Annotated in this window: 18 protein-coding genes; 10 read left to right on the top strand and 8 right to left on the bottom strand. The window is 57.8% G+C overall.

Translation table 11 applies throughout. The features are described 5' to 3' along the window. The first annotated feature begins 97 nt into the window (after positions 1–97). A complete protein-coding gene (locus tag ACPOL_RS08265) occupies positions 98–1,339 on the top strand; it encodes a DUF481 domain-containing protein (RefSeq protein ID WP_114206629.1) in 1,242 nt (413 codons plus the stop codon). 37 nt (positions 1,340–1,376) lie between these two features. Here the strand turns inward: ACPOL_RS08265 and ACPOL_RS08260 are convergent, their stop codons facing one another. Then, positions 1,377–1,973 carry a c-type cytochrome gene (locus tag ACPOL_RS08260; protein ID WP_114206628.1) on the bottom strand — a complete coding sequence of 199 codons (597 nt, stop codon included), beginning with the start codon at positions 1,971–1,973 and terminating at the stop codon, positions 1,377–1,379. Between the two features lie 301 nt (positions 1,974–2,274). On the opposite strand from ACPOL_RS08260, the gene ACPOL_RS08255 reads away from it, so the two are divergent. Next, positions 2,275–3,117, top strand: a complete 843-nt coding sequence (locus ACPOL_RS08255; protein WP_114206627.1) for an outer membrane protein — start codon at positions 2,275–2,277, stop codon at positions 3,115–3,117. Between the two features lie 262 nt (positions 3,118–3,379). Here the strand turns inward: ACPOL_RS08255 and ACPOL_RS08250 are convergent, their stop codons facing one another. From ACPOL_RS08250 to ACPOL_RS08240, 3 genes are all read right to left on the bottom strand, one after another. Continuing rightward, entirely contained in the window at positions 3,380–4,402 is a 1,023-nt protein-coding gene (locus ACPOL_RS08250) for a CsgG/HfaB family protein (protein ID WP_114206626.1), read from the bottom strand. A 12-nt stretch (positions 4,403–4,414) separates the two neighbouring features. Next, positions 4,415–5,947 (bottom strand): serine/threonine-protein kinase, encoded by a 1,533-nt coding sequence (locus ACPOL_RS08245; protein ID WP_114206625.1) that lies wholly within the window; start codon positions 5,945–5,947, stop codon positions 4,415–4,417. Positions 5,948–6,269: 322 nt separating this feature from the next. Continuing rightward, positions 6,270–7,784, bottom strand: a complete 1,515-nt coding sequence (locus tag ACPOL_RS08240) for a fumarate hydratase (RefSeq protein ID WP_114206624.1) — start codon at positions 7,782–7,784, stop codon at positions 6,270–6,272. A 172-nt stretch (positions 7,785–7,956) separates the two neighbouring features. Between ACPOL_RS08240 and ACPOL_RS08235 the strand changes: the two genes are divergently transcribed. Then, positions 7,957–9,006 (top strand): YpdA family putative bacillithiol disulfide reductase, encoded by a 1,050-nt coding sequence (locus ACPOL_RS08235; RefSeq protein ID WP_114206623.1) that lies wholly within the window; start codon positions 7,957–7,959, stop codon positions 9,004–9,006. A 113-nt stretch (positions 9,007–9,119) separates the two neighbouring features. After that, complete coding sequence (locus ACPOL_RS08230) at positions 9,120–10,961, top strand: sensor histidine kinase (protein ID WP_114206622.1); 1,842 nt, start codon at positions 9,120–9,122, stop codon at positions 10,959–10,961. A gap of 298 nt (positions 10,962–11,259) precedes the next feature. Here ACPOL_RS08230 and ACPOL_RS08220 read toward each other — a convergent pair whose 3' ends face one another. Then, on the bottom strand, positions 11,260–13,512 hold the full coding sequence (locus tag ACPOL_RS08220) for a chymotrypsin family serine protease (protein ID WP_114206620.1): 2,253 nt from the start codon (positions 13,510–13,512) through the stop codon (positions 11,260–11,262). A 552-nt stretch (positions 13,513–14,064) separates the two neighbouring features. Continuing rightward, complete coding sequence (locus ACPOL_RS08210) at positions 14,065–14,436, bottom strand: hypothetical protein (RefSeq protein ID WP_114210709.1); 372 nt, start codon at positions 14,434–14,436, stop codon at positions 14,065–14,067. Positions 14,437–14,643: 207 nt separating this feature from the next. Here ACPOL_RS08210 and ACPOL_RS08205 point away from each other — a divergent pair, with 207 nt between their 5' ends. Then, a complete protein-coding gene (locus tag ACPOL_RS08205) occupies positions 14,644–15,828 on the top strand; it encodes an acyltransferase family protein (RefSeq protein ID WP_114206618.1) in 1,185 nt (394 codons plus the stop codon). Positions 15,829–15,958: 130 nt separating this feature from the next. Next, a complete protein-coding gene (gene frr / locus ACPOL_RS08200; RefSeq protein WP_338026768.1) occupies positions 15,959–16,480 on the top strand; it encodes a ribosome recycling factor in 522 nt (173 codons plus the stop codon). A 24-nt stretch (positions 16,481–16,504) separates the two neighbouring features. Here the strand turns inward: frr and ACPOL_RS08195 are convergent, their stop codons facing one another. Beyond that, positions 16,505–16,957 carry a YybH family protein gene (locus ACPOL_RS08195; RefSeq protein WP_201759121.1) on the bottom strand — a complete coding sequence of 151 codons (453 nt, stop codon included), beginning with the start codon at positions 16,955–16,957 and terminating at the stop codon, positions 16,505–16,507. Between the two features lie 146 nt (positions 16,958–17,103). On the opposite strand from ACPOL_RS08195, the gene ACPOL_RS08190 reads away from it, so the two are divergent. From ACPOL_RS08190 to ACPOL_RS08180, 3 genes are all read left to right on the top strand, one after another. Then, positions 17,104–17,292, top strand: coding sequence for a CPXCG motif-containing cysteine-rich protein (locus ACPOL_RS08190; protein ID WP_114206616.1), 189 nt, complete (start codon positions 17,104–17,106; stop codon positions 17,290–17,292). A gap of 237 nt (positions 17,293–17,529) precedes the next feature. Next, positions 17,530–20,388 carry an outer membrane protein assembly factor BamA gene (bamA, locus tag ACPOL_RS08185; protein ID WP_114206615.1) on the top strand — a complete coding sequence of 953 codons (2,859 nt, stop codon included), beginning with the start codon at positions 17,530–17,532 and terminating at the stop codon, positions 20,386–20,388. Positions 20,389–20,850: 462 nt separating this feature from the next. Beyond that, on the top strand, positions 20,851–21,531 hold the full coding sequence (locus ACPOL_RS08180; protein ID WP_114206614.1) for an OmpH/Skp family outer membrane protein: 681 nt from the start codon (positions 20,851–20,853) through the stop codon (positions 21,529–21,531). 301 nt (positions 21,532–21,832) lie between these two features. On the opposite strand, the gene lepA is transcribed toward ACPOL_RS08180, so the two are convergent. Then, on the bottom strand, positions 21,833–23,644 hold the full coding sequence (gene lepA, locus ACPOL_RS08175) for a translation elongation factor 4 (RefSeq protein WP_114206613.1): 1,812 nt from the start codon (positions 23,642–23,644) through the stop codon (positions 21,833–21,835). A gap of 311 nt (positions 23,645–23,955) precedes the next feature. Here lepA and ACPOL_RS08170 point away from each other — a divergent pair, with 311 nt between their 5' ends. After that, a complete protein-coding gene (locus tag ACPOL_RS08170) occupies positions 23,956–25,914 on the top strand; it encodes a transglycosylase SLT domain-containing protein (RefSeq protein ID WP_236657321.1) in 1,959 nt (652 codons plus the stop codon). Positions 25,915–25,945 lie beyond the last annotated feature (31 nt).

The following is a 25,945-nucleotide window of genomic DNA, read 5'->3' as shown; positions in this document are numbered from 1 at the left end:
GCGTCGATCAATTCGCGATCAATTTTCCCTTTCTGGGCCGGGACATCCTTATCATGGCTGTATTGACTCTATTTTCAGGAGTAAAGGCCGACGCCGTATGAACTTACAAACCTTTCACCGCACCTCGATCTTCCGCCGATTTGGACAGACGATGGTCCTTTTGATGGTCGCGCCGCTCGCGACCTCGCGCGGCTTTGCGGCCGATCCGCCTGCGCCACCGGCTGCCGGCACAGACGTGCTTGTCTTCAACAACGGCGATCAACTGACCGGTAAGCTGCTCCGCTCGATGGCCGGTTCAGTGGTCTTTCACAGCGACATGGCAGGAGACGTAACGGTCCCCTGGGACAAGGTGAAGGAGCTTCGAACCCCGCAACAATTTGCGGTGCTTGAGAAGGGGGTTAAGCCAAGCCGGAAGACCCCGGACGCGCTGGTTCCTCAGGGGACCCTCACGATCGCCGACCAGAGTGTTCAGGTACACACCGACTCGGGTGGAACGACGCCTGCAATTCCAGTCAAGAACATCGATTTCTTAATTGATGACGCGACTTTCCAGAGCAAGATCAAGACCGAGCCTGGGTTCTTTCATGGGTGGAATGGCACCGGCACATTCGGCGCGACAATCGTCCAGGCAACGCAGAATACCTACACTTTCAACGGCGCCATCAACCTTGTTCGGGCAATTCCCGACGTGTCGTGGTTGACCCCGCGCAACAAGACGACAGCGGACTTCAGCGCTTCTTACGGAAAGATCACCGACCCGTCCTATATACAGCCAGCGACCGTCGGGCCGCCGCCAACCCCAGCGACCTTCGTTCCTGAGAATACGGTAAAAACATCGATCTACCACGCCGACGCAGAACGCGACGAGTACGTTAGCGACCGCGTCTACTATCTGGGAGCGGTGGCCTTCGACCACAATTTCTCTCAAAGTCTCGACTTGCAGCAGATCTATGGCGGCGGCGTTGGTTGGACGATCATCAAGCAGCCGCAGCAGACGCTCGATCTGAAAGCGCTTGTGCAGTACGAGCGGCAGAGCTTTATCAACGCACTGCCGGGAGAGGATCAGAACCTGATCGGTTCCACCTTCTCCGCCGCTTACGTACGTCATTTGCCGAAAGGGCTGCTCTTTTCGCAACAGGTAGCATATATCCCGGCATGGAACAATCTGCATGCCTATTCGGTGAACGAACTCAACACATTCTCGATTCCAGCCTACAAGCGTCTGAGCGTGACACTAGGCACGCTTGATTCCTACCTCAACAACCCGGCAATTGCGCTTCCTCCGACAAAGCGCAACTCGTTCCAGTTCACGGCTGGGGTAACCTACGCCTTCAAATAGGATTGGAACGCTATTCAGAAGGTGATTGAAGGCGCGATTATTTCGCGCCTTCAGTGGTTGCCGCCGGTGTGGCCGATGCTGAACCGCTGGAGGGTGGCGTGACTTGCGCATAGAGCGGTTGCTGGAGGAGATACAGCGTGTCCGACGGTAGGGGTTTATCGGCATTGGCTAGCAAGAGCGAGACCTGCCACTCCTGTGTGGGATTGAGGATCTTACGGAAGGACGGCATACCGGTGAGCCGAATCCCGTTGTCGACTTTCCAAAATGTCTCGCCGGGCGGGTCGTCGCTGACCCCGACGACGCCGTGCCCATGCGGGCTCCATAGTTGAGGGGCATCGGGATACATGCTCCCCCCGAATGAGGATGCGGTCGGATAGAGGCCGTGGCAGGCGGCACACTGCTGGCGATAAATCAGGGCCCCGGCCTGCAGATTGACCGGACTTGGTTCGATGGGGGCGTTTTTGGGGGCCTCGGCGTCGATCCTGGCATTGAGAGGAACGTGGACTACCTGTTGTTCCATCGGGAAGGACGGGTCGGCGACCGCAACTGGGGGATGTCCAAAATGAAAATAGAACACCGCTCCAATGGGAACCAGCAGCAGTCCGACGATCAGCCCGATCAAAAATCCCTTCATCGTTCAAACCTCACCTTTCGGAAGTCAGATTGCAGCAAAGCAGCAGAGCGTGACGTTAAATGGCGTGAAAGCTATCTTCAAGAGAGCTTCCCATCGGATTCGTCCTTCCGTTCACCCTGACTTCGCTTTCGCTTTGAGTGCCTAATCATAGACGAAGATCTTCGATTTTCGACGCGCCGTGTGGGCAGGCGAAATCAGGCGCCGCTAAGACGAGCCGGTGCCGTAGATGGTTTAATACAGAGGTGGCCAGCAGAATTCAGCGCATTTTAGTTTCTTCAGGGTTTTGAGAGGTAAGCGAGTAGTGGAAGCTTCAAAGTTCGTTCGTCATGGCAAGCGCCTGGGCCGTAAGGCGCGCCTCCTGTTTTTCCCCCTTTTTCTGATCTGCCCGTTGTTCCTCAGTGCGCAGGTGATGCTCGCGCAGACCGATCCCGCCCCCGCGCCCTCGCAACAACCGGCGGACGCTTCCCCGGCGCCACCCGCGCAGGCGCAACAACCGGCAGTCGCTCCCCCAGCGCCACCCGCGCAGACTCCCGAAGAGCGGGCGCGAATCATTCGGGACGCTCAGGCGAGGATCAATGCCAGGCGTCAGGCGAGAATCCAGCAGATTATTCGCGAAACTTACGGGGCGAAATTCGAAGGGTATTTTGGCGGCGGGTATCTACGCTTTCATCCCGGTGACACCAAGCAGCATATCAATGAAGCAGATTGGAACATTGGCATTACCGATTACCTCCGGCCTCGGCTTGGGGTTACGGCCGACTTTCGCGGCTACTACGGTACGGCCTACATCGGAAACAATCCTTATGCTGTTTTCGAGCCAGGCATCAGCCAGTACTCGATTCTTTTTGGGCCCCAATACCGCGTTTATGAACGACCCAAATGGGCAGCGACTATTCAAGCGCTTGCAGGCTTTGGACATGGGAACTTCGACACGGGCACAGGCGGACTACCGGCTTCCTTAATCGGTCTTTACAACGACGGGACAGTCTTCAGCTTCAGCGTTGGTGCACCGCTTGATTACAATCTGAGTCCTTCGCTCGCGCTTCGGCTGACTCCGCTTTATCTCTTCACCAACTATGGCAGCAGCGTGCAGAACAATCTTGGCTTCAACGCCGGTGTCGTCTACCGCTGGGGTAAACAGTAGGTCATCTCAATCGGGCGAATTAGACGCGTGGAGTTAGGGAACCTCTGATGAAATCGGTCAGGCTTCCCTCCGCGGCAAAGTCGCCCTTCTTTCTTGTGGGGATCTGGCCCGGCCGAAGCCGGCCCCTTCAATCGCTGGATGAGATTAGAGTTTACGAGAGTTGTGCGGAGTGGCTGTCTCTGGCGAAAAGCCACGGACAGACCGACGGGGTCGCATGTGGCGCATTTGAAACTGCTGTCTCTATTGCGAAATCGCGGCGTAGTTAGTTGCTGGCTTGCCGCTTCACATGGTCGCCCACTTTAGGCGCTCCTGTTCCCGAAAACTTGCCTACAGCCGAATCGGGATCGACGCTGGAAATGGTAAGGGTGCCAACCAAGGTCTCGATCGCCCGCAATGGCTTGCCCGTGACTGGATCGTTGATCACGCGGTCGACGCGCTTGATGGCCAGGGTATCTCCCACTTTGACGCCATTCTTCGATCCAACATTGACGATGATGTCCGAACTCGAAGCGTCGGCCACCTGGCCGTCGAGGGGAGGCGCTTGCGGCATCGGCTTCTCTGTCGGCGGAGGCAGGCTGGCGGCCTTTGTATCGAGGTTCGTCGCAACCTCGGTGACGGCCGCTTTTACTGCCTGGCCGATAATTGTTTCCTGGAAATTGGAGCTGCCAAAATCGACTTGGCCACCACCACCACCGCCGCCGTTCCACCAACCGTTCGAGCCGCCGCCGCCAAGCGACAGCCCTTTTTTCTGTGCTTCGCCGCGACCGGTAACCGAGGCTAGAATTTCACTGGTATTCACGTCGATGATGCGCGCTGTGATTTCGACCACTGCCTTGCTCTTATTGACGCCAAGACCACCGGCCGCGGCTTTGCCCAACCAGCCCGTGTTGCCGTTGCCGCTTACGTTGGTGTGCTTGTCGTCATTGCCAAAGGTCGTGACATCGCCAATGATGATCGCATCGACACCCAGCACTCCGCCAATCTTGGCTGCCGTCGCCGGGTCTGCACGATCGCTGTTGGAGAGGTTCTGCTCGGCGATGATCTTATCTAGGTGGCTGCGTTCGATAAGCCGGTAATCGCCTTGATTCAGAAGTTGAGTGATTAATTGATCGGCAATACCCTTGCCGATGTCCTGATCAGTCCCGAAGATGGCAGCGACATCCTTCTTGACCGTCCCATAGCCAAAATCCATCACCGTTACCTTGCGTTTCTGCGCGGCTGCAGGCAGCAGGGTCAGCGTAATCAGGAGGTAAAGTGAAAGAACAACAGAACCAACTTTGCGCATTGCGGACTTCTCCTAGCGCCCTAGAAACGTCTCCAGAGTGGACAGCTCTTTTTCTGCACGGGCCATGTCGTCGCTCGCGGCTTGCAAATCATTTGTATTCAGGGCTCGATTCGCCTCGTTGAGGTGAGCGTTCATGCGGCCCATGGCCGCGACCACGTCGCCGCGCATGTCATATCCTTGCGCCTGCTGCTGGCGTCGCATGGTCTGGATCGATGAGTTGGCGGCATCAGCCCGGGATTGAAGATCGCTCAGCCTTTCGCGGGCTTCGTTGACTTCCCGGCTGGGAAGCGGAGCGACGGCCGGATCGCCGGACGCTACGGACTGGGCGGCAGCGTGGTAAATCGGACGGACGGGGATGTGGCTTTGCGCAATCGCGCTCGGACCGGCCGCGGGCCGACTTTGTGGAACCGGAGTTGCAGGCCCAGCATTGACCGGCGCCGCCTTCGATGCAACAGGATTGCTCGGGATATTCGTTTGCACCGTCGCTGGAGTGTTGCTGACAGCCGGCGTCGGGCTCGGGCTGGCATGGGTCGAGAGGAATCGAGGAAGAAGGGTGGTAGCCGCGACCATCGCCACAATGGCGGCGGCCGCGCCGAGCCCGAGCCAAAGCCCTCGCTGGCTCCTGACCGCCTGGGGCGCGGGAGGAAAGGTCGCGATCGGCAGTGGAGCTGGAGCAGCCACCGGCGGCGGGACCAGCGGAATCGCCATCGAGACCGTGGATTGCGCACCCTGCTGCACCTTAAGAAGGGCCTGGCGAAACTCCTCCGCATACTGAAACCGCGCTGCTGGCTCTTTCGCCATGGCGCGGAGCACGGCTTCGCTAAGCGCCGGCGGGAGAGAGGGATTCAACTGCGTAGGAGCGGTAGGGGTTTCGTTGCATTGCGCTGTCAGTATGGTATAGGCATTGTCCCCCTGAAATGGCCGGCGCCCGGTTAGCATCTGGTAAAGCGTGACTCCGAGGGAATAAATATCCGAGCGCGAATCGACAATGCCGCCGCGCACCTGCTCCGGCGACATGTAATGGATCGAACCTACCGTCGAACCGGAGTGCGTCAATTGCATGTCGTTAGTAGACTTCGCTATTCCGAAGTCCATCAATTTGGCCACACCGTGGGTCGTGATCATGATGTTGGCTGGCTTGACGTCACGGTGGGTCACGCCTTTGCTGTGCGCATAGGCCAAAGCAGCAAGGATCTGGGTGGAGTAGTTCAATGCGTCGCTGGCTAGCATCGGCCGCGGACCCGGCAGGCGCTCCAGGGTAGTTCCCTCGACAAACTCCATGATCATCACTAACTGGTTCTGGAACTCAAAAGCAGTGCGCAATTGGGCGATATTGGGATGGTCGAGCGTCGCGAGGGTACGGATTTCAACCGTGAAGCGGGTGGCCACATCCGCTTCTTTCAAGAGATCGGAGAGCAGTATTTTGAGCGCTTCTACACGACCGGAGATGACGTTGCGGGCCGAGTAGACCTCACCCATTCCACCCGCCCCCAAAAAAGCAAGGATTTCATATTCCCCAACGTGTTGACCGATCTCCAACGCCATGGAAGAGATCCTCTAACGGCGATTCACAATTTTCCCGGGGACGAGTAGGCAGGATCTTGCCGACGCGGATGAGTTTACCGCATTTCTGTTCGTGTCGACCGTAAAAAACAGGAGGAAGCATCCATAGAAATGGAATGCGACAGTCAAAGAGAATGACATCCCTGTGGTAACTCCATCCCCGTTCCAATAGGTTAGGCCGGCTTAAATGAGAACGGAGCATCTTAGCTTCGAGTCTCTATAGCCCCAGGAATTCCGAGCTGTGGCCTTCTTGGGAAAGGGCTACGCACCGACCGAGTGCCTTGTTTGCACGGGATTGGAATCGCTAATTGAGGATAGGAATGCCGGCTATCCTGGCTTGCCATTCCCTGGGGCCGGTCTGGTGAACGGAGGTCCCTTTCGAGTCGACGGCGACGGTCACCGGCATGTCTTTCACCTCGAATTCGTAGATGGCCTCCATGCCCAGGTCTTCGAAGGCGAGTACCCGGGAAGCCTTGATGGCTTTCGAGACCAAATAGGCCGCTCCCCCGACAGCCATCAAGTAGACAGCCTTGTGGTCGCGGATAGCTTCGATGGCCGCTGGCCCACGCTCAGCCTTGCCGATCATGCCCAGCAGGGCGGTCTCTTCGAGCATCTGGCGAGTGAATTGATCCATACGGGTGGCGGTGGTTGGCCCGGCAGGCCCGACGACCTCCTCGCGCACCGGATCTACAGGGCCGACGTAATAAATGAAGCGGTTCGTAAAGTCGACGGGAAGCTTTTCGCCCCGGCGAAGCATGTCGGTCATGCGCTTATGAGCGGCGTCCCGGCCGGTGAGTAGTTTGCCGTTGAGAAGCAGGACCTCGCCGGGCTTCCAGTCGCCGACGTCTGCTCGCGAGATGGTATCGAGATCAACCCGCCGGGCAGTGGAGACGTCCTGGACGAGGGTTGGCCAATCCTCTAGGGAGGGCGGATCGAGCGCTACCGGCCCGGAGCCGTCGAGTACAAAATGAGCATGCCGGGTGGCCGCGCAGTTGGGGATCATCGCCACAGGCAGGTTCGCGGCGTGGGTAGGATAATCTCGTATCTTGACGTCGAGAACGGTTGTCAATCCGCCCAAGCCCTGGGCGCCAATCCCGAGTTCATTCACCTTGCGATAAAGCTCAACTCGCATTTCTTCGAGGAAAGTCGACGGTCCGCGGGCGATCACTTCGGTGATGTCGATCGGATCCATGAGGGCTTCCTTCGCCATCAACATCGCTTTTTCCGCGGTGCCGCCAATGCCGATGCCCAACATGCCCGGCGGACACCAACCCGCACCCATGGTTGGCACGGTCTTCAGCACCCAATCGATAATCGAATCGGAGGGGTTGAGCATGGCGAACTTCGATTTCGCCTCCGAGCCGCCCCCTTTAGCGGCGACGGTTACGTCGACTTTGGTGCCAGTGACCAGCGAGATGGAAACTACGGCGGGAGTATTGTCCCCGGTGTTTTTGCGCTTGCCTGCGGGATCGGCGAGGATCGAAGCGCGCAATTTGTTGTCCGGATGAAGATATGCCATTCGGACCCCCGCGTTCACCATGTCCTCGACGGTCATGGTCGCATCGTCCCAGCGCACATCCATGCCGATCTTCAGGAAGACGGTGACTATGCCGGTGTCCTGGCAGATGGGTCGGTGGCCCTCCGCGCACATCCGCGAATTGATCAGGATCTGCCCGATGGCGTCCTTGGCCGCGCGAGATTCTTCGCGATCATAGGCCTTCGCGAGATTCGTTATGTAATCCACCGGGTGGTAATAAGAAATGTATTGGAGGGCGTCGGCCACGCTCTGGATGAAGTCTTCCTGTCGTATTGCCGTCATGATCTTTCAAGTATAGCGAGGGGTGGAGCCGGCTGGCGCCATGAAGGATCCTCGTTCTCTGAGATGCATGGAGTGAGTTCCGCCAATGATAGAAAGAATGTGGATTCGGTCGAAGCGTCATGCGGCTCTCGTAGCCGGAGTGCTCTAATCTAAAAGGATGAGCTCTAAGGGAATGAGTAATGCGGCGGATCTGGACGGTTTGCAAGCCCATGGTCTTCGAGCGGAAGAAGGACTTTACGATGTGCTGGTCGTTGGCGCCGGACCGACCGGCTTGGCCTGCGCCATCGAAGCACAGCGCGCGGGTTTCCGGACCATATCGGTGGACAAGGGCTGCCTTTGCAATTCGCTCTTTCACTATCCATCGAACATGACATTCTTCACGACGCCAGAGTTGCTGGAGATTGGCAACATCCCCTTCTCGACCACCAATCAAAAACCGAACCGCAATGAGGCGCTAGAGTACTACCGTAAAGTCGCAGAACACTACCAGCTTGAGATTCGCCAGTATCACCGGGTGGAGAGCGTCTCCGGCAAGGATGGAGACTTTCAGGTTCATCTCGTCGACCGCTTCGGACGCCGCAGCGCTTTACGCTCGCGAAAACTGATCGTCTCAACTGGCTACTATGACCTTGCCAATCCTCTCGGCGCCCCGGGTGAGGAGCTGCCAAAGGTCTTTCATTACTATCATGATCCGCACCCCTACTACGATCTTGACGTGCTGGTGATCGGGGGCAAAAACTCAGCCGCGATTGCCGCGCTGGACCTATGGCGGCACGGCGCGCGGGTCACTCTGGTTCATCGCGGGCCGGCGATCCAACCTCACGTCAAGTACTGGATCCTGCCGGATATTGAGAACCGAATCAAGAACGGGGAAGTAACCGCATATTTCCATACCACGGTGGCGCGCATCGATCTCGATGCGGTGACGCTAGCTACCCCCGATGGAGAACTGACGATCCCCAATCAGTACGTTTTCGCAATGACGGGATATCATCCCGATTTCGACTTCCTGGGCTCGCTCGGGGTGCAGATTGAAGCCAAGGACCGTCAGCCGGTTTTCAATCCCCATAGCCTGGAGAGCAACGTGCCTGGCATTTATTTGGCGGGCGTTATCGTTGCCGGAGATCGAACTTACGAGATTTTCATCGAGAATGGCCGTTTCCATGGCCATCAGATTGCTGAAGACCTGAAAGCCAAACGCGGGAAACTAGTCACGGCATGAGTGTGTGAGAATTGACGAACAGCACGGTTCAAGTGACCGGCGGGGCCAATTCTATTAGCAGACTTTAATCTTCCTTTCGCTCAGTGCTGAGACCGAGAACAATCCGAGGGCAGTTGATTGTCGGACTTCTGATCTTTGAAGTGCTGCTAGTGGCGGTTTTCGCCTTCTTCATCGTCCGCGAACACCAAAGAGAGCTAAGCACCCGGGAACGTCGCCGGCTGGAATATCAATCCACGATGCTGGCCCTGCTGGCGCAGGATGCGATCAACGAGAATCGCGTCGATCTGCTGCAAAAGACCATCTCCGCAATGATGCGGGCGCCGAGCATCAGCGCCGTGCAGGTCACGGACCTGGACGGGAAAACCATCCTCAGCAGCGATCCCACGCTCAATGGCAAATCCCGGCTGACCGAGAGCGAGAAGCGATACTTGGGGGTTTCGAACGTTGTTTCGATCCTCGACGTAGGAGGCCACTTGGAGGCGGTCTCACCCGTTGTCATCGATGGCAAACCTCAGGCCCTAAGCTGGATTTATCCCAATGAGGATTCCCGGCGAACGGAAATGAACTCCCAGCTCGAGTTCACATTGGCCTTCGCTGCAGTGGGCGCACTCGGGTGCATTTTGCTTGCCGAGTATCTGGCCCGATCCGTCACTCGGCCACTGTCGCGGCTGCTCACTGCGACGCGGCGGATCATCCGCGATCCGGTGGATACCTCGACCATTGAGCCCGATGTTTCCGCATCGAGCGAAGTGGCCGACCTGACGCTCGCGTTCAATCTCATGGTCGCCGCCATCGAGGAGCAGCGCGCCGGTCTCAACGACACGCTCGGGCTGCTCGATTCCATGCTTGCGCATGCGCCGATCGGTATCGCGTTTTTCGACAGCCACAGCCGGTTTATCCGCATGAATCAGTTCTTTGCGGATATGAATGAGCTCTCGGTGGGAAAGCACATCGGACGCAATGTGCGCGAGATATTCCCCGGACCACCCGGACAGATTCTGGAAAGTGGCATTCAACAGGTCCTGAGTACCGCCGAGCCGGCCCGGGACCTTGAAATTACCGCCGGCATCAAGGCGGAGGATGGTCGATTTTCCACCTGGCTGGTGAACCTCTATCCGGTGAGAACGGCAACCCACGGGGTGCGCTGGGTGGGAGCTGTGATCGTCGACACCACCGCCATCAAGCGCTCCGAAGACGCCCTGCGGCGAACCGAAAAGCTCGCCGCCGTGGGGCGGCTTTCCGCTTCGATCGCTCATGAAATCAATAACCCTTTGGAAGCTATTACCAACCTGCTCTATCTGCTGAGCGGGATCGAGGGACTCGACGCACGGCTGGCTTCTTATCTCGAACTGGCGCAACACGAAGTCGCGCGGATGTCGGAGATCGTGCAGCAGACCTTGCGCTTCCATCGCCAGTCGACCAAACAGACGGTGACCAATATTGGTGAAATTCTCGAGTCGGTTCTTTCGCTCTACCGCGGGAAGGTGATGGGTCAGCAGGTGGTGATCGAGCGAAAGTACCAGAAGGGCGTGGAGCTCCTGTGCTTTGCGGGAGAGATGCGGCAGTTATTTGCGAATCTGATCGGGAACGCGCTCGACGCAATGCCCCGGCAGCGAGGACACTTGCTATTGAGGGTCCGGTATTCCCGCTCGCCGAAGGACCCTTCCGTTCGCGGTGTGCGGGTAGTAGTCGCAGATACTGGTTACGGCATGACCAGTGCGGTACAGCGCCGCATCTTTGAACCGTTTTTTACCACCAAAGAGGCGACGGGGACGGGATTGGGCCTGTGGGTGAGCGCGGAGATCGTCCAGAAGCATGGGGGATGGGTTCGCGTTCGCAGCCGGACTAGTCAGGATAGTGTCAAGTCCGGGACGGTGTTCGTGGTATTCCTGCCGTTGCAGGATCAAACCGCACCCACGAGCGGGGAAGAAGAGGCGACGGTTTCGGTCAGTTGATGCCGGCATCGTTCGTTTCTAGTGCATACAAGTCGCGGAGTTCCTGGCTTTTCCTAAAAAGGCCACGGCTCTGGGCTGTAGAGACTGAAAGGCGAACGACCGGAAGTCTTTGCGTCGGGCAGACTTTCCTCTGCTGCCAAAGGCGCCTTTATTCGCGCTCATCGCGCGGCTTTTCGGCTTTGCCCATTCAGACGCGGTCTTATCGAGGCTTTCTAAGTCCATCTCGAAGGTCAGGAAGTCCCACCCGGTCTGCTGAAGCCGGAATCGCGCAGGCGAGCAATGGTGGAGCAATGGCTGCTCAGTGCAGATCGAGGGCTGGTAATTGTTCAGGACGGAACTCTACCGTTTTAGAAGAGGATGACTTCAAGCTGCAACTGGAAAGATGAGGAGCCCCTGCATATTTGGAGCGGGTGACATGGAAGCGGTGAAGGAAGACATAGCGAGTGCGTAGGCCGCCAATGATGGCCGGCATGGCCCTGGGTGTGCGGGAGATGTCGACGAGCACCAGCAAGGCGGCTTCCGCGGGATTATCGCGGCTTTGGGTAACGCCGACCCCGAAGATCGCGGGATCGACCATGAGGTGTTTCGCGTAAGCCTGCTGAACGGTGGAGGCTTCTTGAAGTGCTGCGGCCGAGAGCTGAATACCGGGAGACAAGCTCGGGATCTTAGGCGCTGTACCGTCTGCGACGCTTGCTGGATCGGCCGGCACTACGACCGTCCGAAATCCATTGAGAACCGCCGGGACCTGGACTCCCTCTCTGGCTTTATCCACGTAAACGATCAGCGCAGCGCTTCCAGGGGAGTCGGCGCTTGCGCCGGAAGCCAAGTCGAGTATTCCGGTGGCCGGATTCACGAGCGTCGAAGCGTTCTTGCGGGCTGCGAACTGGGCTTTCTTTTGCGAGAGTTCGGGAACCGGCTGCTCCTCGACGGGGTGGCCGTCGTAGTTCAAGCAGGAGATGGGGTGTTCTGCTCCGCCGACGATGCTGAACTGGCGGTCGGCGTGCGCGCCTAATTCGGAGAGGACATCCTGGATGGGGTTGACGACGCTGAAGCCGCCACCGTGGTCATCGGTTCCGCCAGCGAAATAGAGGCCGAGAGGCTCCGCGTTGCCGGCATCGACGACCAGTGCGCCGGAGTCGCCGCTGTCAGAGAAGCCATTGCCGCCGATGCCAATCTGGTGGACGAACGTCTTCCGGTAGTACGGCTGGGTTTCGGCGCAGTCCTTGTAATAGTCGACTTCCAGGCTGAGATTGACGGCTTCGATGGTGGAGCAGGTTAAGCCAGTCGTACGGCCGCTTTTGGCCACCCGGAGCGGAGCGGATCCGGGGTCCAGGAGTGCGGGCGTGATCGCCTCCCCGGCACCGCCAGCAGGAGGCGCGGCATCGATACTATTGTTGGTTCCTTTGCCGGGAGTGCCGAACTGCAGGATTGCTCCGCCGGGATCGACCGACCCAGCGTTCACCTCGGCCAGGGCAGCGTCCACATTGGTTTGGGACGAGGCCAGCGGGACAACGTACCGAAGAGAAGCCACCGGCCGGCCGGCATTCTGATCGCAATTTGCATCGATGAGGCCAGGTTGCACGATGCTATCTCCCTGGTTGGCCTGGTCCGACTCCGCGAGCACGTGGTTGTTGCTGAGAATATATTGACTGCCCGTCTGGTCTCGAACCAGAGCGCCTAGGGTACCGCCGCAGCAATCGTTGATGAATGAGCCTCCGGAGCGGTCCTGGCTGGCGTCTGCATCATTATTGTTGCCGCCTGATGATCCCAATTGCACCAGAGAAGTCTGGGCAGACTGGTTGGTGAGGGGGCTGCTTGAAATGCCCGAGTTACTCAGCAGCACGTGGACGGATTGTCGCGAGCCAGCGGTGCCGTCGGTGTTGTGGACGGTGGCGACGACGTACACTTCCTTGCCTGCCGGCAGGGAAGGTGGCGCAGTGTAAATTGCGCTGCAAACGGTATAGTTCTGGGCGCTGTGCTGACAACTCTCCTGGCTGAAGCTTCCAAAGGACGCATCCAGCCGACGGCCTCCGCTGGCTGCCGTGGAGAGCCTCCAGTCCAGGTCACCGCCGCCAACCTCGGCCAGTTGCGCGCTGACCGGCAGAGAGCCTCCCGGCGGGAGAGCAGAATTTTCAGGGGTCAAGGGTTGCAGAAATCCCGGGTTTACGTGAATTACTTCCGTCGCGGTTTTGGTTGGATCTGACCTTAATTGGGCCTGGATCTCGACATCAATCCCATCCCGAGTCAGTGAGGCCGGAGGAGTATAGACGCCCCGGGCATCGATCGTCCCCTGCCCGATCGCACCATCGTTCTCTCCTCGGGTCAAAGTCCAATGGACGGCGGCTGCCGTACCCGAGGCGTAGAGTGCCTTTAGCTGAACCTGTCCATTGGTGTCCACCGTCTGGGTGGAAGCGCTCAGGGAGAATAATTCGTTGATCGGCTTTGCCGCGTAGTTCGAAACCACGCCTGCGCAGCCCGCCATCGCCAGCAGCGATGGAGCCAACAGACTGGTGGCGCGGTGGATCGCGGATTGTTGGCGGGAGGGAGGCATTCCAGGTCAAACAGATTGCTCGAAGCGGTCGAACTACTTCCTTGGACTAAGGTAGCTGCCGAGTGTTACAACCGCAACCCTTATTCGGGTAACGAAGGTGCCCAAAGATCCGGATTCCCTTGTTGGCCCAGTCTTCCTCTTCTGGGAACCGCTCGGGATCACGTCGGGGAGCAGGCGCGCTTATCGTCTCGGGAGCTAAAAGCCGGTCAGCTAAGCAGCGGCTAGCGAATGAGCCGATAGCTAAACAGCTGATATGACAGTCACTGCCTTCGTTTCGCTTGCCTTGTTCGAGCAACCTTTGCTTAGCTGACCTGCCTTTAGCCAACAGCTTAGAGAATAGAATGCGCCGGTGACGGCGACATATTATGAAGTTGCGTGGGGCGCGAGGGATGGTTCGGGCGCCGAACTGCACAAAGCTTACGCGGAGAGCTTAAGCTTCGGATCTGACACGGATTCTCGAGCGGAAAAGGCCAGAAACACGATCCGCGCTGGTAGCGGAAAGATGGCTGCCAGCGCTGCAATGGAAGTTACGCGATCGACGGAACCCGGAGGCTAGCGCCCGCCGCCGCTCCAGATATGTTGAACTCCAACCTGATATCCGCGTTGAAATGCTTCGCGATATGCCTCGCGGTCGCGCCTCGGAACGCCGTTTGGATGCCTGTACTCGTCACGGTTGTTCACATCCGGCTGGCGGTGGTTTTGGTAGTCTTTCTTCGCGCCCTCAACGCCGTCGTGAAAGCCGCGCTGCTGGACCTCCTGATATTCGGAAGGAGGCGCTTCCCATGGCTGTGGCGCATATCCTGGCGGCGGTCCCTGATAGCCGGGCGGTGGCGGCGGTGGTCCCTGCGCCACGAGTACGGCTGGACTGCAGGCAAGTGCGACGACGCCCGCGAGAATTCCGACGGATAGTTGTTTGGCTTTCATGCTTTCTCCTTGGACCCTGTTTAAAACTTTGATTCCATCGGTCTCCCAATCAATGGGCAACCGGCCTTGTTCTCCAACCGTTAGATGCCTGGTACCAGCTGCCGTTGTCCGGTGGCAAGTACCAATCCCCGCTATACTTACCGAAACCCCGGAATTGGGGGAAGGTAGCGGGCTCTCAAATTAGATTTCTCTTACGGAGTTGCAACGATGGCCACAACGACTATCCCCTCAGCCCCAGTCGCCACCAAGCCGGCCCGAATGTTGTCGGTCGATGTGCTGCGCGGCCTCACGCTCGCCTTTATGATCCTGGTCAACAACAACGGCGATGGCGAACGTGCTTATTGGGCGCTTAAACATGCTGCGTGGAACGGGTTTACCCCAACCGACCTGGTTTTCCCCACATTTCTTTTCCTGGTGGGGATATCGACCGTGTTTTCCACGGAATCGCGCTTGGCGAGGGGCGCCACCAAGAGCTCCTTATTCCTGCACGTGATCCGGCGTACGGTCATTCTTTATTTGTTTGGGCTGCTGGTGAACAGCTTCCCGTTCTTCAACCTGCACACCATGCGGTTTTATGGAGTGTTGCCGCGAATCGCGATTTGCTACTTCGTGGTCGCGTCGCTCTATCTCATCAGCCCTGCTTGGCGCAGCAAATTGGCGCTTCTCGTGGCGGCCCTGGCCGGCTACTGGCTGCTGATGCGCTTTGTGCCGGTCCCCGGCTATGGTCTTCCGGGGCGCGACGTGCCGCTGCTCGATCGCGACGGCAACTTGACAGCATGGCTCGACCGGCAGATCTTCTCGCCCTCGCATTTGTATGAACACACGCGTGATCCCGAAGGATTGTTGAGCACCATACCGGCTCTAGGTACAGCGCTGATCGGTATGCTGACCGGGCTGTGGCTGCGCACGAGCCGCAGTATTGAAGAGAAGGCGAAAGGGATTGCACTTGCCGGCGCTACGGGGGTCCTGCTGGGAGGCGTCTGGAACTTCTGGTTTCCGCTCAACAAAAAGCTCTGGACCAGCTCTTTTGTCCTTTTCGCAGGTGGATTGAGCCTGCTGCTGTTGGCATTGTCGATCTGGCTTATCGACGTACGGGGCAAGCGGTCTGATGGCAAGGCTGATCCAGAGACCCGCGCAAAACGCTTCATGCCTTTGCTGGTATTCGGGATGAACGCCATTGGGGCCTACGTCTTCTCTGAGCTGCTGCCGGGCGTGGTTTCAAATATTCACGTCCATCCCGGTGTGAATTTGAGCCAGTGGTACTACGGAGGACTTCTTCACATCATCCCGGACGCTGCCTTTGCTTCGCTGCTCTACTCTTTGACGATTGTCCTGATTTGTTGGCTGGCGATGCTGGTGCTTTACCGGCGACGCATCTTCCTCAAGATCTGAACGGAACGCTGATGAGGAAGTTTGTACAATATCGCTGAAGACGTACCAAAGGAAGATGACTCTCATGGCAGTTTCCGCAATCGCAGCAATCCCCGCACTGAAGGACACCTATCTTCAACTGAAGGCACGCATGGATAAAGGCGTGCAGGCGTTTCAAGCAGAACTGGCTTCCACCCGGACGGGTCGCGCTTCGGTCCACATGCTGGACGGTATCCGCGTGCTTGCCTATGGGGCCGAGACGCCGCTCAATCAGGTTGCGCAAGTGACTGCGCCCGATGCAAACCTGATCCTGATCCAGCCCTGGGATCCGAGCCTGCTGGCTGAGGTGGAAAAGGCGCTGCGGGCTTCCGACCTCGGTTTCAATCCTCAGAACGATGGCAAGATCGTACGGGTCCCCATTCCTCCGATGACCGAAGAGCGCCGCAAGGATGTGGTCAAGCACCTCAACAAGGAGCTTGAGGAGCGCAAGACGGTCATCCGCAACATTCGCCGCGATGGCAACGAGGCGATCAAGAAGGCGGCCAAGGATAAAACCATCTCCGGAGATGAGGAGAAGCGCGCCCTGGAGGAGATTCAGAAGCTCACCGACGACGAAATCAAGCGCATGGACGAGATGTCGAAAGCCAAAGAAAAAGAAATCATGCAGATCTGACGCCTGCACGCAGCGAAACGCGGCTCACTCGCTGGTGGTGTGATCGAGGATGATCTTCCATCCCTCCTGCGTCTCTTCCCAGACGAGAGAGAAGATGCCGGAGGCGTCGCCTCCGCCCGCGGCCGTTCTGGCAAGGTGGAACTTTCCCGTCGCTACCGCATAGTCAGAACCCAACATGCGCACCGAGATCTCTGAGAAGTCGAGTGTGCCCATCGCCTCATGGCCGGGATATGCCTTTTTGTACCGCGCCAGGATTGGAGCGTAGCCTTGTTCAAGGGTTTTGCCAATGAAGGTGGTGTCGGCTGCGTTGTTGTATCCATGCATGAAAGCCTCTATATCTCCGTGGTTCCACGCCTGAACTTGTCGTTGCATCACCTGCTGGATGGAGGCAGATGAATCCTGCGCCAGTGCGATCGGCATAAGCCGAACTTGCAAGGGGATGAGCAGGCAAAGAATGGCCAGTTTATTTCTCCACATGGGACTCCTATCTTCGCTGCGCGGCTTTCGTCTAAGCAGCGTATAGCCGGAAAGCATAACAGGGGAGGATGCTTTGTCCTTCACCCTCCGCAAAGTAGGATCGTCCGATAGACTAGAGGCTGCTTGAGCCATGCGGAGAGGTAACGATGTCGCTTGCGGCGGGGTTCCAATGCGCTGGTTGTGGAGAGTGGAATGAGACCGTGGTGGACGAATCAGCGGGCAGCCGCCAGAACTATGTGGAGGATTGCCAGATCTGCTGCAAACCGAACGTGCTGGCGGTGCTCTGGGACGCTTCTGCTTTGGAGTACACCATCATGGCGGAGTTGGAGAGCTGACCTGGGTCTCTCTACGTGCCTCCAGGTAGGCCTTGGCGGATGATCTTCAACACACTCGAGACACTTCGGCGCGAGGGGCGAAAGTTGGGAAGTGGCCCTTCCGTCACATATAATCAGGTTTTCCGCAGCGCCGATACGACTTTGTGCAGTAGGGGTGTGCCCATTTTGCCCGTTAGCTCAGGGAGCAGCAATTCCCAGATCCACAAGCAACAGCTTCCGCGCCGTTTTTCAGGCTCGATGTACCAAACTTTCGCAGCGTTGTTGCTCTTCCTGACAATTAGCGGTGTCGTCCAAGCCCCAATCTTTGCGCAGCAGGATACGGCCGCGCAGAGCGCGCCACAGAACACACCGCAGAACACACCACAGACCATCGCTGAAATTCGGGTCATTGGCAACCGGCGTATTCCGAAAGAAACGGTCCTGGCGCGCTTGTTCAGTCATCCTGGCGACGCTTACGACCCCATCACCGTGGAGCGGGACTTCAACTCGCTTTGGAATACCGCCTACTTTGAGAACGTCCGGATCGAGCGCGAAGACACTCCCAAAGGAGTCATCCTCAACATCTACGTTCAGGAAAAGCCGACCATCCGGGAGATCAATCCCAAGGGTTTGAATTCGGTGACGTGGTCGGATGTTCTCGACCGTTTCAAGAAGGAGAAGGTCGGGCTGACGGTTGAGAGTCAATACGATCCAACCAAAGTCGAGCGCGCGGTAGTGGTGCTTCGCCAGTTGCTGTCGGAGCATGGCCACCAGTTCGCGGTGGTCAAGGTGGACGTGAAGACCATCCCGCCGGCCTCGGTAGCGATCAACTTCAATATCAAAGAGGGTCCGACGGTCAAGGTCGGCAAGATCGAGTTCACGGGAAATGCGCACTATCCCACGCGGGATCTTCGCCGCTCGATGAAGAACCTGAAGCCGATCGGCATCCCCAGATCGATTTTCTTTGAGAACCTGTTCGCGAAGACCTATGACGCCAGCAAGCTTGAGGAAGATGCGGAACGGGTGCGCCAGGCGTATCACGACAAGGGATATTACAGCGCCAACGTCGGCGATCCCGAGACCCGTCTGCGCGATGAATCGGGGTTGTCGTTGATCACCTTCCGTCCCCGCAAGGGGAAGCGGATCGACATCACGCTTCCGGTGGAAGAGGGAGAGCGCTACCGGCTGGGCTCGATTACCTTTACTGGAAACAAGGCAGTCAGCAACACCAAGGCACTGCGATCGCAGTTCGCGATTAAAGACGGCGACTGGTTCAGCGCTACCGCCATTGGCAAAGGCCTGGAAGCCCTGCACAAAGCCTATGGTCAGCTCGGCTACATCAACTTCGTCGGCATTCCCAAGCCGGAGGTGGATGAGGCGAAGAAGGTTGTGAACCTGAACATCGATATCGATGAAGGCAAGCAATACTACGTGTCACGCATTGAATTCACCGGCAACACCTTGACCCGCGACTCGGTGATTCGCCGCGAGTTGCTTCTGGAAGAAGGGCAAGCCTACAACAGCCATCTCTGGGAGCTCAGTCTGCTGCGTCTGAACCAGCTCCAGTATTTCGAGCCGCTCAAAGTCGAAGAGGACTCCACGCCGATTCGCGACGACGACAACTCGACCGTCCAACTGTTGCTGAAGGTCAAAGAGAAGGGCAAGAACAGCATCGGCCTGAACGGCGGAGTGAGCGGATTGTCTGGCGCATTCCTTGGCTTGAACTACCAGACCAATAACTTTCTTGGATTGGGTGAGACGCTGAGCGTGCAAGCCAGCTTGGGCAACGTCGCGCGGAACCTGCTCTTCGGGTTTACCGAGCCGTACTTCCGCAATCGTCCCTTGAGTCTTGGCTTCCAGATCTACACCAACAAGACCGACTACAACGCCTCGAAGAACTACAAGCTGAGTACCGGACAGTCCTTGAATGCAGGACCGGCGACCTCGTCGCTGCTCCAGAACTACAACCAGTCGACGACAGGTCTGAGCTTTTCAGCGAGCTATCCGATCCGTCATTCTTTTAAACGGGTTGGTTTCACTTACACCCTGAACCGGTCGAATGTGACCGCGTTCAGCGCCGCCTCCAGCAATCTCTTTCAGACGCTGGCATTCCGCAGCGGCATTCAAGGGCAGAACGCGCTGGACGGCATTGTCAACAGCATGGCGTCGTTCAGCTTTTCGGAAAACCGCATCGACAACCCCTATAAACCGCGCAACGGGCAGGAGCTCTCGGCCGCTTTCCAATTGGCGGGCCTTTGGGGCAACGTTCGCTACATCAGCCCGGTCGTGGAATTCAAGCAATTTCACTCGATGCGCGGGCTGCACTTCAGCCCGGAAGGCAGAAATGTCTTCGGCTACAAGCTGCAGGCTGAATACATCCAGGGCATCAGCGGCGACGTGGCGCCACCGTTTAATCGCTTCTATAGCGGCGGTGAACAGGATTTGCGCGGATTCGATGTGCGATCCGCAACTCCCTATGGGTTCATCCCCACGCGCGTGCTCTTCACGCTCACCAATCCGGATGGTACCGGCGTTCCACGCGATCCGACCAACCCCACTCTGGGCAACATCCAGATTCCGATCCCGGTGTACGGCATTGTCTCTATGGGCGGCGATACCCAGTTAACCAGCAACATGGAATATCGCATTCCAATCGCCGGTCCCGTCACCTTTGCGTTCTTCAACGATTTCGGCATCGACGTAGTCTTGCGCAAGTCGCAATTACGGCAGAGCCCGCAAGGCATTGCGCAGCTGAATGCACCGCTTTACGGCTGCCCGAATTATTTCAATGGATCCTGCCAGGGTGGTCAGCAGATCCAGTTCGCTACTTCGATCCGGCCCATCTATGGCACGAACCTGGTTCCTCGTATGTCGACAGGCGGCGAGCTGCAGGTGATTTTGCCGGTGGTGAATGCGCCCTTCCGTATCTATTACGCTTACAACCCTCTCCGTCTGTTTAAGCAGTTTGAGGGAGAGAATCTGATCACACGAAGCATGTTCCCGGCTGGAGGAGCAGGCGACTTCAGCTACGCCGAATCCCAGCAGCTATATGGCTCGCTCTACCAATTGCGGGAGCCCAGCAAGACCTTCCGCCTGACGGTGAGCACTACGTTTTAGCTAAAAAGCGGTTAGCCGAGAGGAGCTGAGAAGCGGTTAGCTAAAAACCGGCTAGCGGAAGCAAGCGAGGACGATCAGCAAAGAAGACGGCTTTTCGCTGGCCATTCTTGAGCTTCTCTTCCGCTGACCGGTGCTTAGCTGGCTCCTTCTGGCTAGCCGCTCTTTAGCTTTTTCTTCCGCTGACCGCTCTTTCGCTTGCTCCTTCTAGCTAACCGCTCTTTAGCTTCACCGTTCTTTAAGCTCTCTCAACGTTGACCTCTGCTAGTCAGACCCCTATAATTTGGGTGTTCCTGTGAATGTCCTCTGTCCGTGTCTCTTCTCCGCGTTTTCGGCCTGCCAGTCGAAAGGCCTCTCCAGAAGTGCTCAGGGAAGCGCGCAGAAGATTTGACCAGGAAGCGCAGTCCGCTTCCGCTACATGCGGGCGATCTCAACCAAGAAGATTGAAGGAGTTGTAGAAAACACATGAAGCGTTCGTTGACATTCGTTTGCATTCTCGCGTCGGGGTTTAGCGTCAGCGCTCTGGCGCAGGCCAGCGCCGCCTCCCCGATGCCCAGCGCGCCGGTGCCCGCTTCCTCCGCAGTACCTGCCGCAGGACCGGCCAAGATCGCGATCATTCAGTTTCAGCAGGCCGTGGCCGCTACTAACGAAGGGCAGAGAGACTTCGCTGAGCTTCGCAAGAAATTCGAACCTAAGCAGACCCAGCTGAAGGCGCTCAGCGACGAGATCGACGGACTAAAGAAGCAGCTGCAGAGCCCCACCGCGACCGAGGCCACGAAGGCAACCCTGACCAGGCAGATTGACGAGAAGACCAAGTCCTTGCAGCGCCAGGGAGAGGATGCGCAGAACGACTTCCAGCAGGAAACAGGCGAGACTTACCAGAAGCTGGCGGAAAAGGTCTATCAGATTGTCCAGACCTACGCTGCGCAGAGCGGATATACGCTGGTGCTCGACGCTTCGGCGCAACAGAGCCCGGTGCTGTGGGCCAACCAGGGAACGGATATCTCCCAGGCCGTTGTCGAGGCTTATAACCAGAAATCCGGGGTTCCAGCACAGGCCAACTCGACGCCTACTTCCACCACTCCGCGAAGCACTGCCCCAGCCCGTACGCCAAGCACCACCAAGCCAGCGACTTCACCTCAGTAACCGGCATTCCAAACAGCCTCGAAAAGACCTCGCTTCGGCGGGGTCTTTTATTTGCACATCGGGGGAGCTAGGCTTGTGGAAAAAAATGTGGAAGACTGCGATTTACGTCAGGGAGTAACAAGCACTTACCCAATTTTCCCGCCTAAGCCTCTCGTTGGAAGGCGTAACTTATTGATTCGGGAAGAGTATCGCCAGTAATGATACGCGTTACCAGCGATGGAGCATAGCGCGAAAAAGCTTGCAACCAATGAGCTTTCCACAATTCGCATTAATGCGCCATGACTTCTTCGCACGTATCGTTCTAACGGGAGCTGTCTTCGCCGATCTTCAACACCGCAAGAAAGGCCTCTTGCGGAATGTCGACTTTCCCGATTCGTTTCATACGCTTCTTGCCCTCTTTTTGCTTCTCCAGCAGCTTCCGTTTTCGCGAGATGTCGCCGCCATAGCACTTTGCCAAGACATTCTTGCGAATAGCGGTGACCGTTTCCCGGGCGACGATCTTGGCTCCGATCGCCGCCTGGATGGCGACCTCGAACATTTGCCTGGGGATCAATTCGCGCATCTTGGAAACCAGAGCGCGGCCGCGGTCGTAGGCGAAATCCTTGTGGACGATGATTGAGAGAGCGTCGACCGGTTCGCCGCCGACGAGGATGTCCATCTTCACCATGGGCGACTCCCACATGCCGGCAAGTTGATAGTCGAGCGAAGCGTAACCGCGGGAGACGCTTTTCAGCCGGTCGTAGAAATCGAGAACGATTTCATTCAGCGGGAGCTCGTAGGTCAGCATGACTCGAGTGGGCGTAACGTATTCAAAGTTCTTTTGCCGTCCACGTTTGTCCTCCACCAGCTTGAGGATGCCGCCTACATATTCTTCATTGGTCAGGATGGTAGCGGTAATGACTGGCTCTTCAATCTTTTCGATCTCCGTGGTGTCTGGCCAGCGGGAGGGATTATCGACCTCAAGGACGGAGCCATCGGTCAAGGTAATGATGTAACGCACACCGGGTGCGGTGGTGATCAGGTCGAGGTCATATTCGCGCTCGAGCCGCTCCTGGATGATCTCCATGTGCAACAGGCCGAGGAATCCGCAGCGGAAGCCGAAGCCGAGGGCGGCGGAGCTTTCCGGCTCGAAGAAGAAGGACGAGTCATTCAAGCGCAGCTTCTCAAGGGCATCACGGAGCAAGGTGTGTTCATGGGAGTCGATGGTGTAGATGCCGGCGAAGACCATCGGCTTCAGTTCTTCGAAGCCGGCTAGGGCTTCGGCGCAAGGGCGCGCGTCTTCGGTCACGGTGTCGCCGATCTTGGTGTCAGCGACGTTCTTGATGGTGGCGACAAAGAAGCCGACTTCACCGGCAGTGAGCTCGCCGATGGCGACCGGCTTGGGAGTAAGGACGCCCATCGAGTCGACATCGAAGACGCGGCCGTTCGACATAAGGCGAATCTTCATGCCGGTAGCCAAGCGTCCGTTGATGACGCGCACCAGCACCACCACGCCGCGATAGGGATCGAACCAGGAATCGAAGATCAAGGCTTGCAAGGGGGCTTCGCGGTCACCGGTCGGAGGCGGCAATCGATGCACAATCGCCTCCAGGACCTCGGGAACGCCGAGGCCGGTCTTGGCGCTCACCGGAAGCGCGTCGGTCGCATCCAGGCCCACTGCAGACTCAATCATCTCTTGCGTACGCACGACATCGGCGCTGGGCAGGTCGATCTTGTTAATCACCGGGATCATGTCCAGGCCGTTGCTGATGGCGAGATAGGCGTTGGCGAGCGTCTGGGCCTCGACACCCTGCGAGGCGTCGACGACCAGTAAGGCTCCCTCGCAGGAGGCCAAAGACCGCGAGACCTCATACGAGAAATCGACATGGCCGGGAGTGTCAATCAAGTTGAGCTGATAGGTTTCGCCGTTCTTCGCCTGGTAGGCCATGCGGACGGCATGGGCCTTGATGGTGATGCCGCGTTCGCGCTCGAGGTCCATGGCGTCGAGCACCTGGGCCTGCATCTCACGGGAGGTGACCGAGCCGGTGAGTTCGAGCAGCCGGTCGGACAGGGTGCTCTTGCCATGATCGATATGGGCGATTATGGCGAAATTGCGGATGTGCTGAATGTCCATGAGTGGTTCTAAAATGTCGTCGATGAGAGTACTGGAAGAGTTGCCGGATGGCCGCCGCTGCCCGTCGGTTTCGCTGTTGTAGAGCTTTGCCTTCAGAGCAGAAGTACAGGTGGTGTCATGTTCCGAAAATCAATTCTGTAGGCCCGCCTACGGGAAAAGGCCTGCCGAGTTCGGTTCTTCGCATTACAGTCACTGTACGTCTGCTCTAGTCATTGCCGCGGCGGGTGCGTGGAAACTTTCCTGATCCTTAATCTTAGCATCGGGAGGTTGCGGCTCAGGCCATACAATGAAAGCAGTAACGATCCTTACGCATGGGTGTATCAAAAACTCTTGCCGCTGTCTGCATCGCGGCCACACTATTCTTGACTGGGAGCGATTCTCAGCAAGCCCTTTCGTCCCCCCTAGGCAAGCAGTCGCAGACCCTCGGGCCTCTCACTCGCAGGCCATTTGTCTTAGCGACCCTGGCAGAGGCTGCTGCGGCTCCCGCAGGATCCGGTTCCGTCCAAAAAGCTGCGCCACCGCCGCAAGCCGGATCGCAATCGACTGTTCAAGCACAGAGTGTCAGTCCACCATTGACTCAGCAGCAAAAGAACCAGCAGCAGAGAGATCAGCAGCTGATTGATGCCGTTGAGCAAGCCTATCAGGCGGGCGTGAATAACTATCGCGCCGGCCACGTCGAGGCCGCCAAGGCCAATTTCGACTATGCCGTCGACCAGTTGCTGATGAGCGGGCTGGATATCAAGAACGATCCTCAGCTTTCGGCTGAGTTCGAGCATATCGTCGATGCCGTCAATACCCTCGAGATGGAGGCGCTCAAACAAGGCAATGGCTTCCAGCCGCACACCGAGCCGACCCCTGTCGATGTTGCCAACGATGTCACCTTCGCGGTCGACCCGACGCTCAAGGCGCAGGCCCAGGCGGACTTAAAGACCACCCAGTCCGACCTTCCTCTGGTGCTGAATGACTATGTCGCCAGCTACATTAACTACTTCACCAATACCAAGATTGGCCACAATACGCTGGTGAACTCACTGACTCGCGCCTCGCGCTACAAACAGATGATTCAGCGAGTGCTCGCCGACGAGGGTGTTCCACAGGATCTGATCTACCAGGCGGTCGCCGAGTCGGGCTTTCAAGTGCGGGTGATGAACGGCCGCGGCAGCGGAGCAGGCGGCATGTGGCAATTCATGCCCGGGGACGCCCATGCGCCGCCGCGCAGCGCATGGTACGACCAGCGCTTCGATCCGGAAGCGTCGACCCGCGCCTATGGCCGCTACATCAAGTTCCTCTACAACCAGATGGGCGATTGGTATCTGGCCATGGCGGCCTATGACTGGGGAGCGGGAAACGTGCAACGCGCCGTACAGCGCACCGGGTACGCGGACTTCTGGGAACTCTATCGCCGCAACGCCTTACCGGAAGAGACGAAGAACTATGTTCCCATTATTCTGGCGGCGACGATCATGGCCAAGAACCCGAAGCAATATGGACTCGATTCGATCGTCTTCGATCCGCCGTTGATCACCGACACGGTGACCACCAACTATAGCGTAGACCTTCGCCTGGTCTCCGACATCGTCGAGGCGCCGGTGCAGGAAATCGTCGCGCTCAATCCCAGCTTGCTGCGCATGGCGACGCCCCCGGACGAGTCCTTTGAACTCCATCTTCCGCCCGGAACCAAAGCGGTCTATCTCAAGCGCATCGAGGAAGTGCCGGTGGACCGGCGCAAGAGCTGGCGCTTCCATAAGGTAGCGCCGGATGAGACGCTCGAAGAGATTGCACGCAGCTATCACGTGAGTCCTAAAGAGATTGCGTTTGTCAATCAGCTGGGCGAGGCCACCGACCTGACTGGAACTGGGTCTCTGATCATTCCAGTGTCCGCGGTTGCGAATGCATCACCCTCGCGATCGACCCGTTATGTTGCGAAGAGGGGCGACACACTGGTGACGATTGCCGATCGGTTCAACGTCTCTGTGGACGAGCTACGCGGGTGGAACCATCTGCGTGGCGCCGCATTGACTCCGGGGCACAGCTTATATGTCTCGGAACCGGCGCATATTGTTGCCCCACACGGCAGCCGGCACTCGAAGATGCGTGCTCCCGCGCGGGCCCACGCCACAGCCAAGCCATCGACGGTGAAGACTGCAGCCCGGAGTTCTTCGCATACGAAGGTGAGTCACTCGGCGGGAACCCCGACAACAACAAGAGTTTCATCGACACATGCGGCGAGTGTTCCCAAAGGAACGAAACAGCCATCTTCGCGGCCATAGCGCACTTCTCGCTTGCGTTGATTGGCGACAC

This window comes from Acidisarcina polymorpha (assembly GCF_003330725.1).
GTDB classification, from domain to species: Bacteria; Acidobacteriota; Terriglobia; order Terriglobales; family Acidobacteriaceae; genus Acidisarcina; species Acidisarcina polymorpha.
This window is presented reverse-complemented; position numbering and strand designations above follow the sequence as displayed.

Coding starts and splice junctions, on each gene's coding strand:
- ACPOL_RS08265 (WP_114206629.1), top strand. CDS start 98: ATGAACTTACAAACCTTTCACCGCACCTCGATCTTCCGCCGATTTGGA.
- ACPOL_RS08260 (WP_114206628.1), bottom strand. CDS start 1,973: ATGAAGGGATTTTTGATCGGGCTGATCGTCGGACTGCTGCTGGTTCCC.
- ACPOL_RS08250 (WP_114206626.1), bottom strand. CDS start 4,402: ATGCGCAAAGTTGGTTCTGTTGTTCTTTCACTTTACCTCCTGATTACG.
- ACPOL_RS08245 (WP_114206625.1), bottom strand. CDS start 5,947: ATGGCGTTGGAGATCGGTCAACACGTTGGGGAATATGAAATCCTTGCT.
- ACPOL_RS08240 (WP_114206624.1), bottom strand. CDS start 7,784: ATGACGGCAATACGACAGGAAGACTTCATCCAGAGCGTGGCCGACGCC.
- ACPOL_RS08235 (WP_114206623.1), top strand. CDS start 7,957: ATGAGTAATGCGGCGGATCTGGACGGTTTGCAAGCCCATGGTCTTCGA.
- ACPOL_RS08220 (WP_114206620.1), bottom strand. CDS start 13,512: ATGCCTCCCTCCCGCCAACAATCCGCGATCCACCGCGCCACCAGTCTG.
- ACPOL_RS08210 (WP_114210709.1), bottom strand. CDS start 14,436: ATGAAAGCCAAACAACTATCCGTCGGAATTCTCGCGGGCGTCGTCGCA.
- ACPOL_RS08205 (WP_114206618.1), top strand. CDS start 14,644: ATGGCCACAACGACTATCCCCTCAGCCCCAGTCGCCACCAAGCCGGCC.
- frr (WP_338026768.1), top strand. CDS start 15,959: ATGGATAAAGGCGTGCAGGCGTTTCAAGCAGAACTGGCTTCCACCCGG.
- ACPOL_RS08195 (WP_201759121.1), bottom strand. CDS start 16,957: ATGTGGAGAAATAAACTGGCCATTCTTTGCCTGCTCATCCCCTTGCAA.
- ACPOL_RS08190 (WP_114206616.1), top strand. CDS start 17,104: ATGTCGCTTGCGGCGGGGTTCCAATGCGCTGGTTGTGGAGAGTGGAAT.
- bamA (WP_114206615.1), top strand. CDS start 17,530: ATGTACCAAACTTTCGCAGCGTTGTTGCTCTTCCTGACAATTAGCGGT.
- ACPOL_RS08180 (WP_114206614.1), top strand. CDS start 20,851: ATGAAGCGTTCGTTGACATTCGTTTGCATTCTCGCGTCGGGGTTTAGC.
- lepA (WP_114206613.1), bottom strand. CDS start 23,644: ATGGACATTCAGCACATCCGCAATTTCGCCATAATCGCCCATATCGAT.
- ACPOL_RS08170 (WP_236657321.1), top strand. CDS start 23,956: ATGGGTGTATCAAAAACTCTTGCCGCTGTCTGCATCGCGGCCACACTA.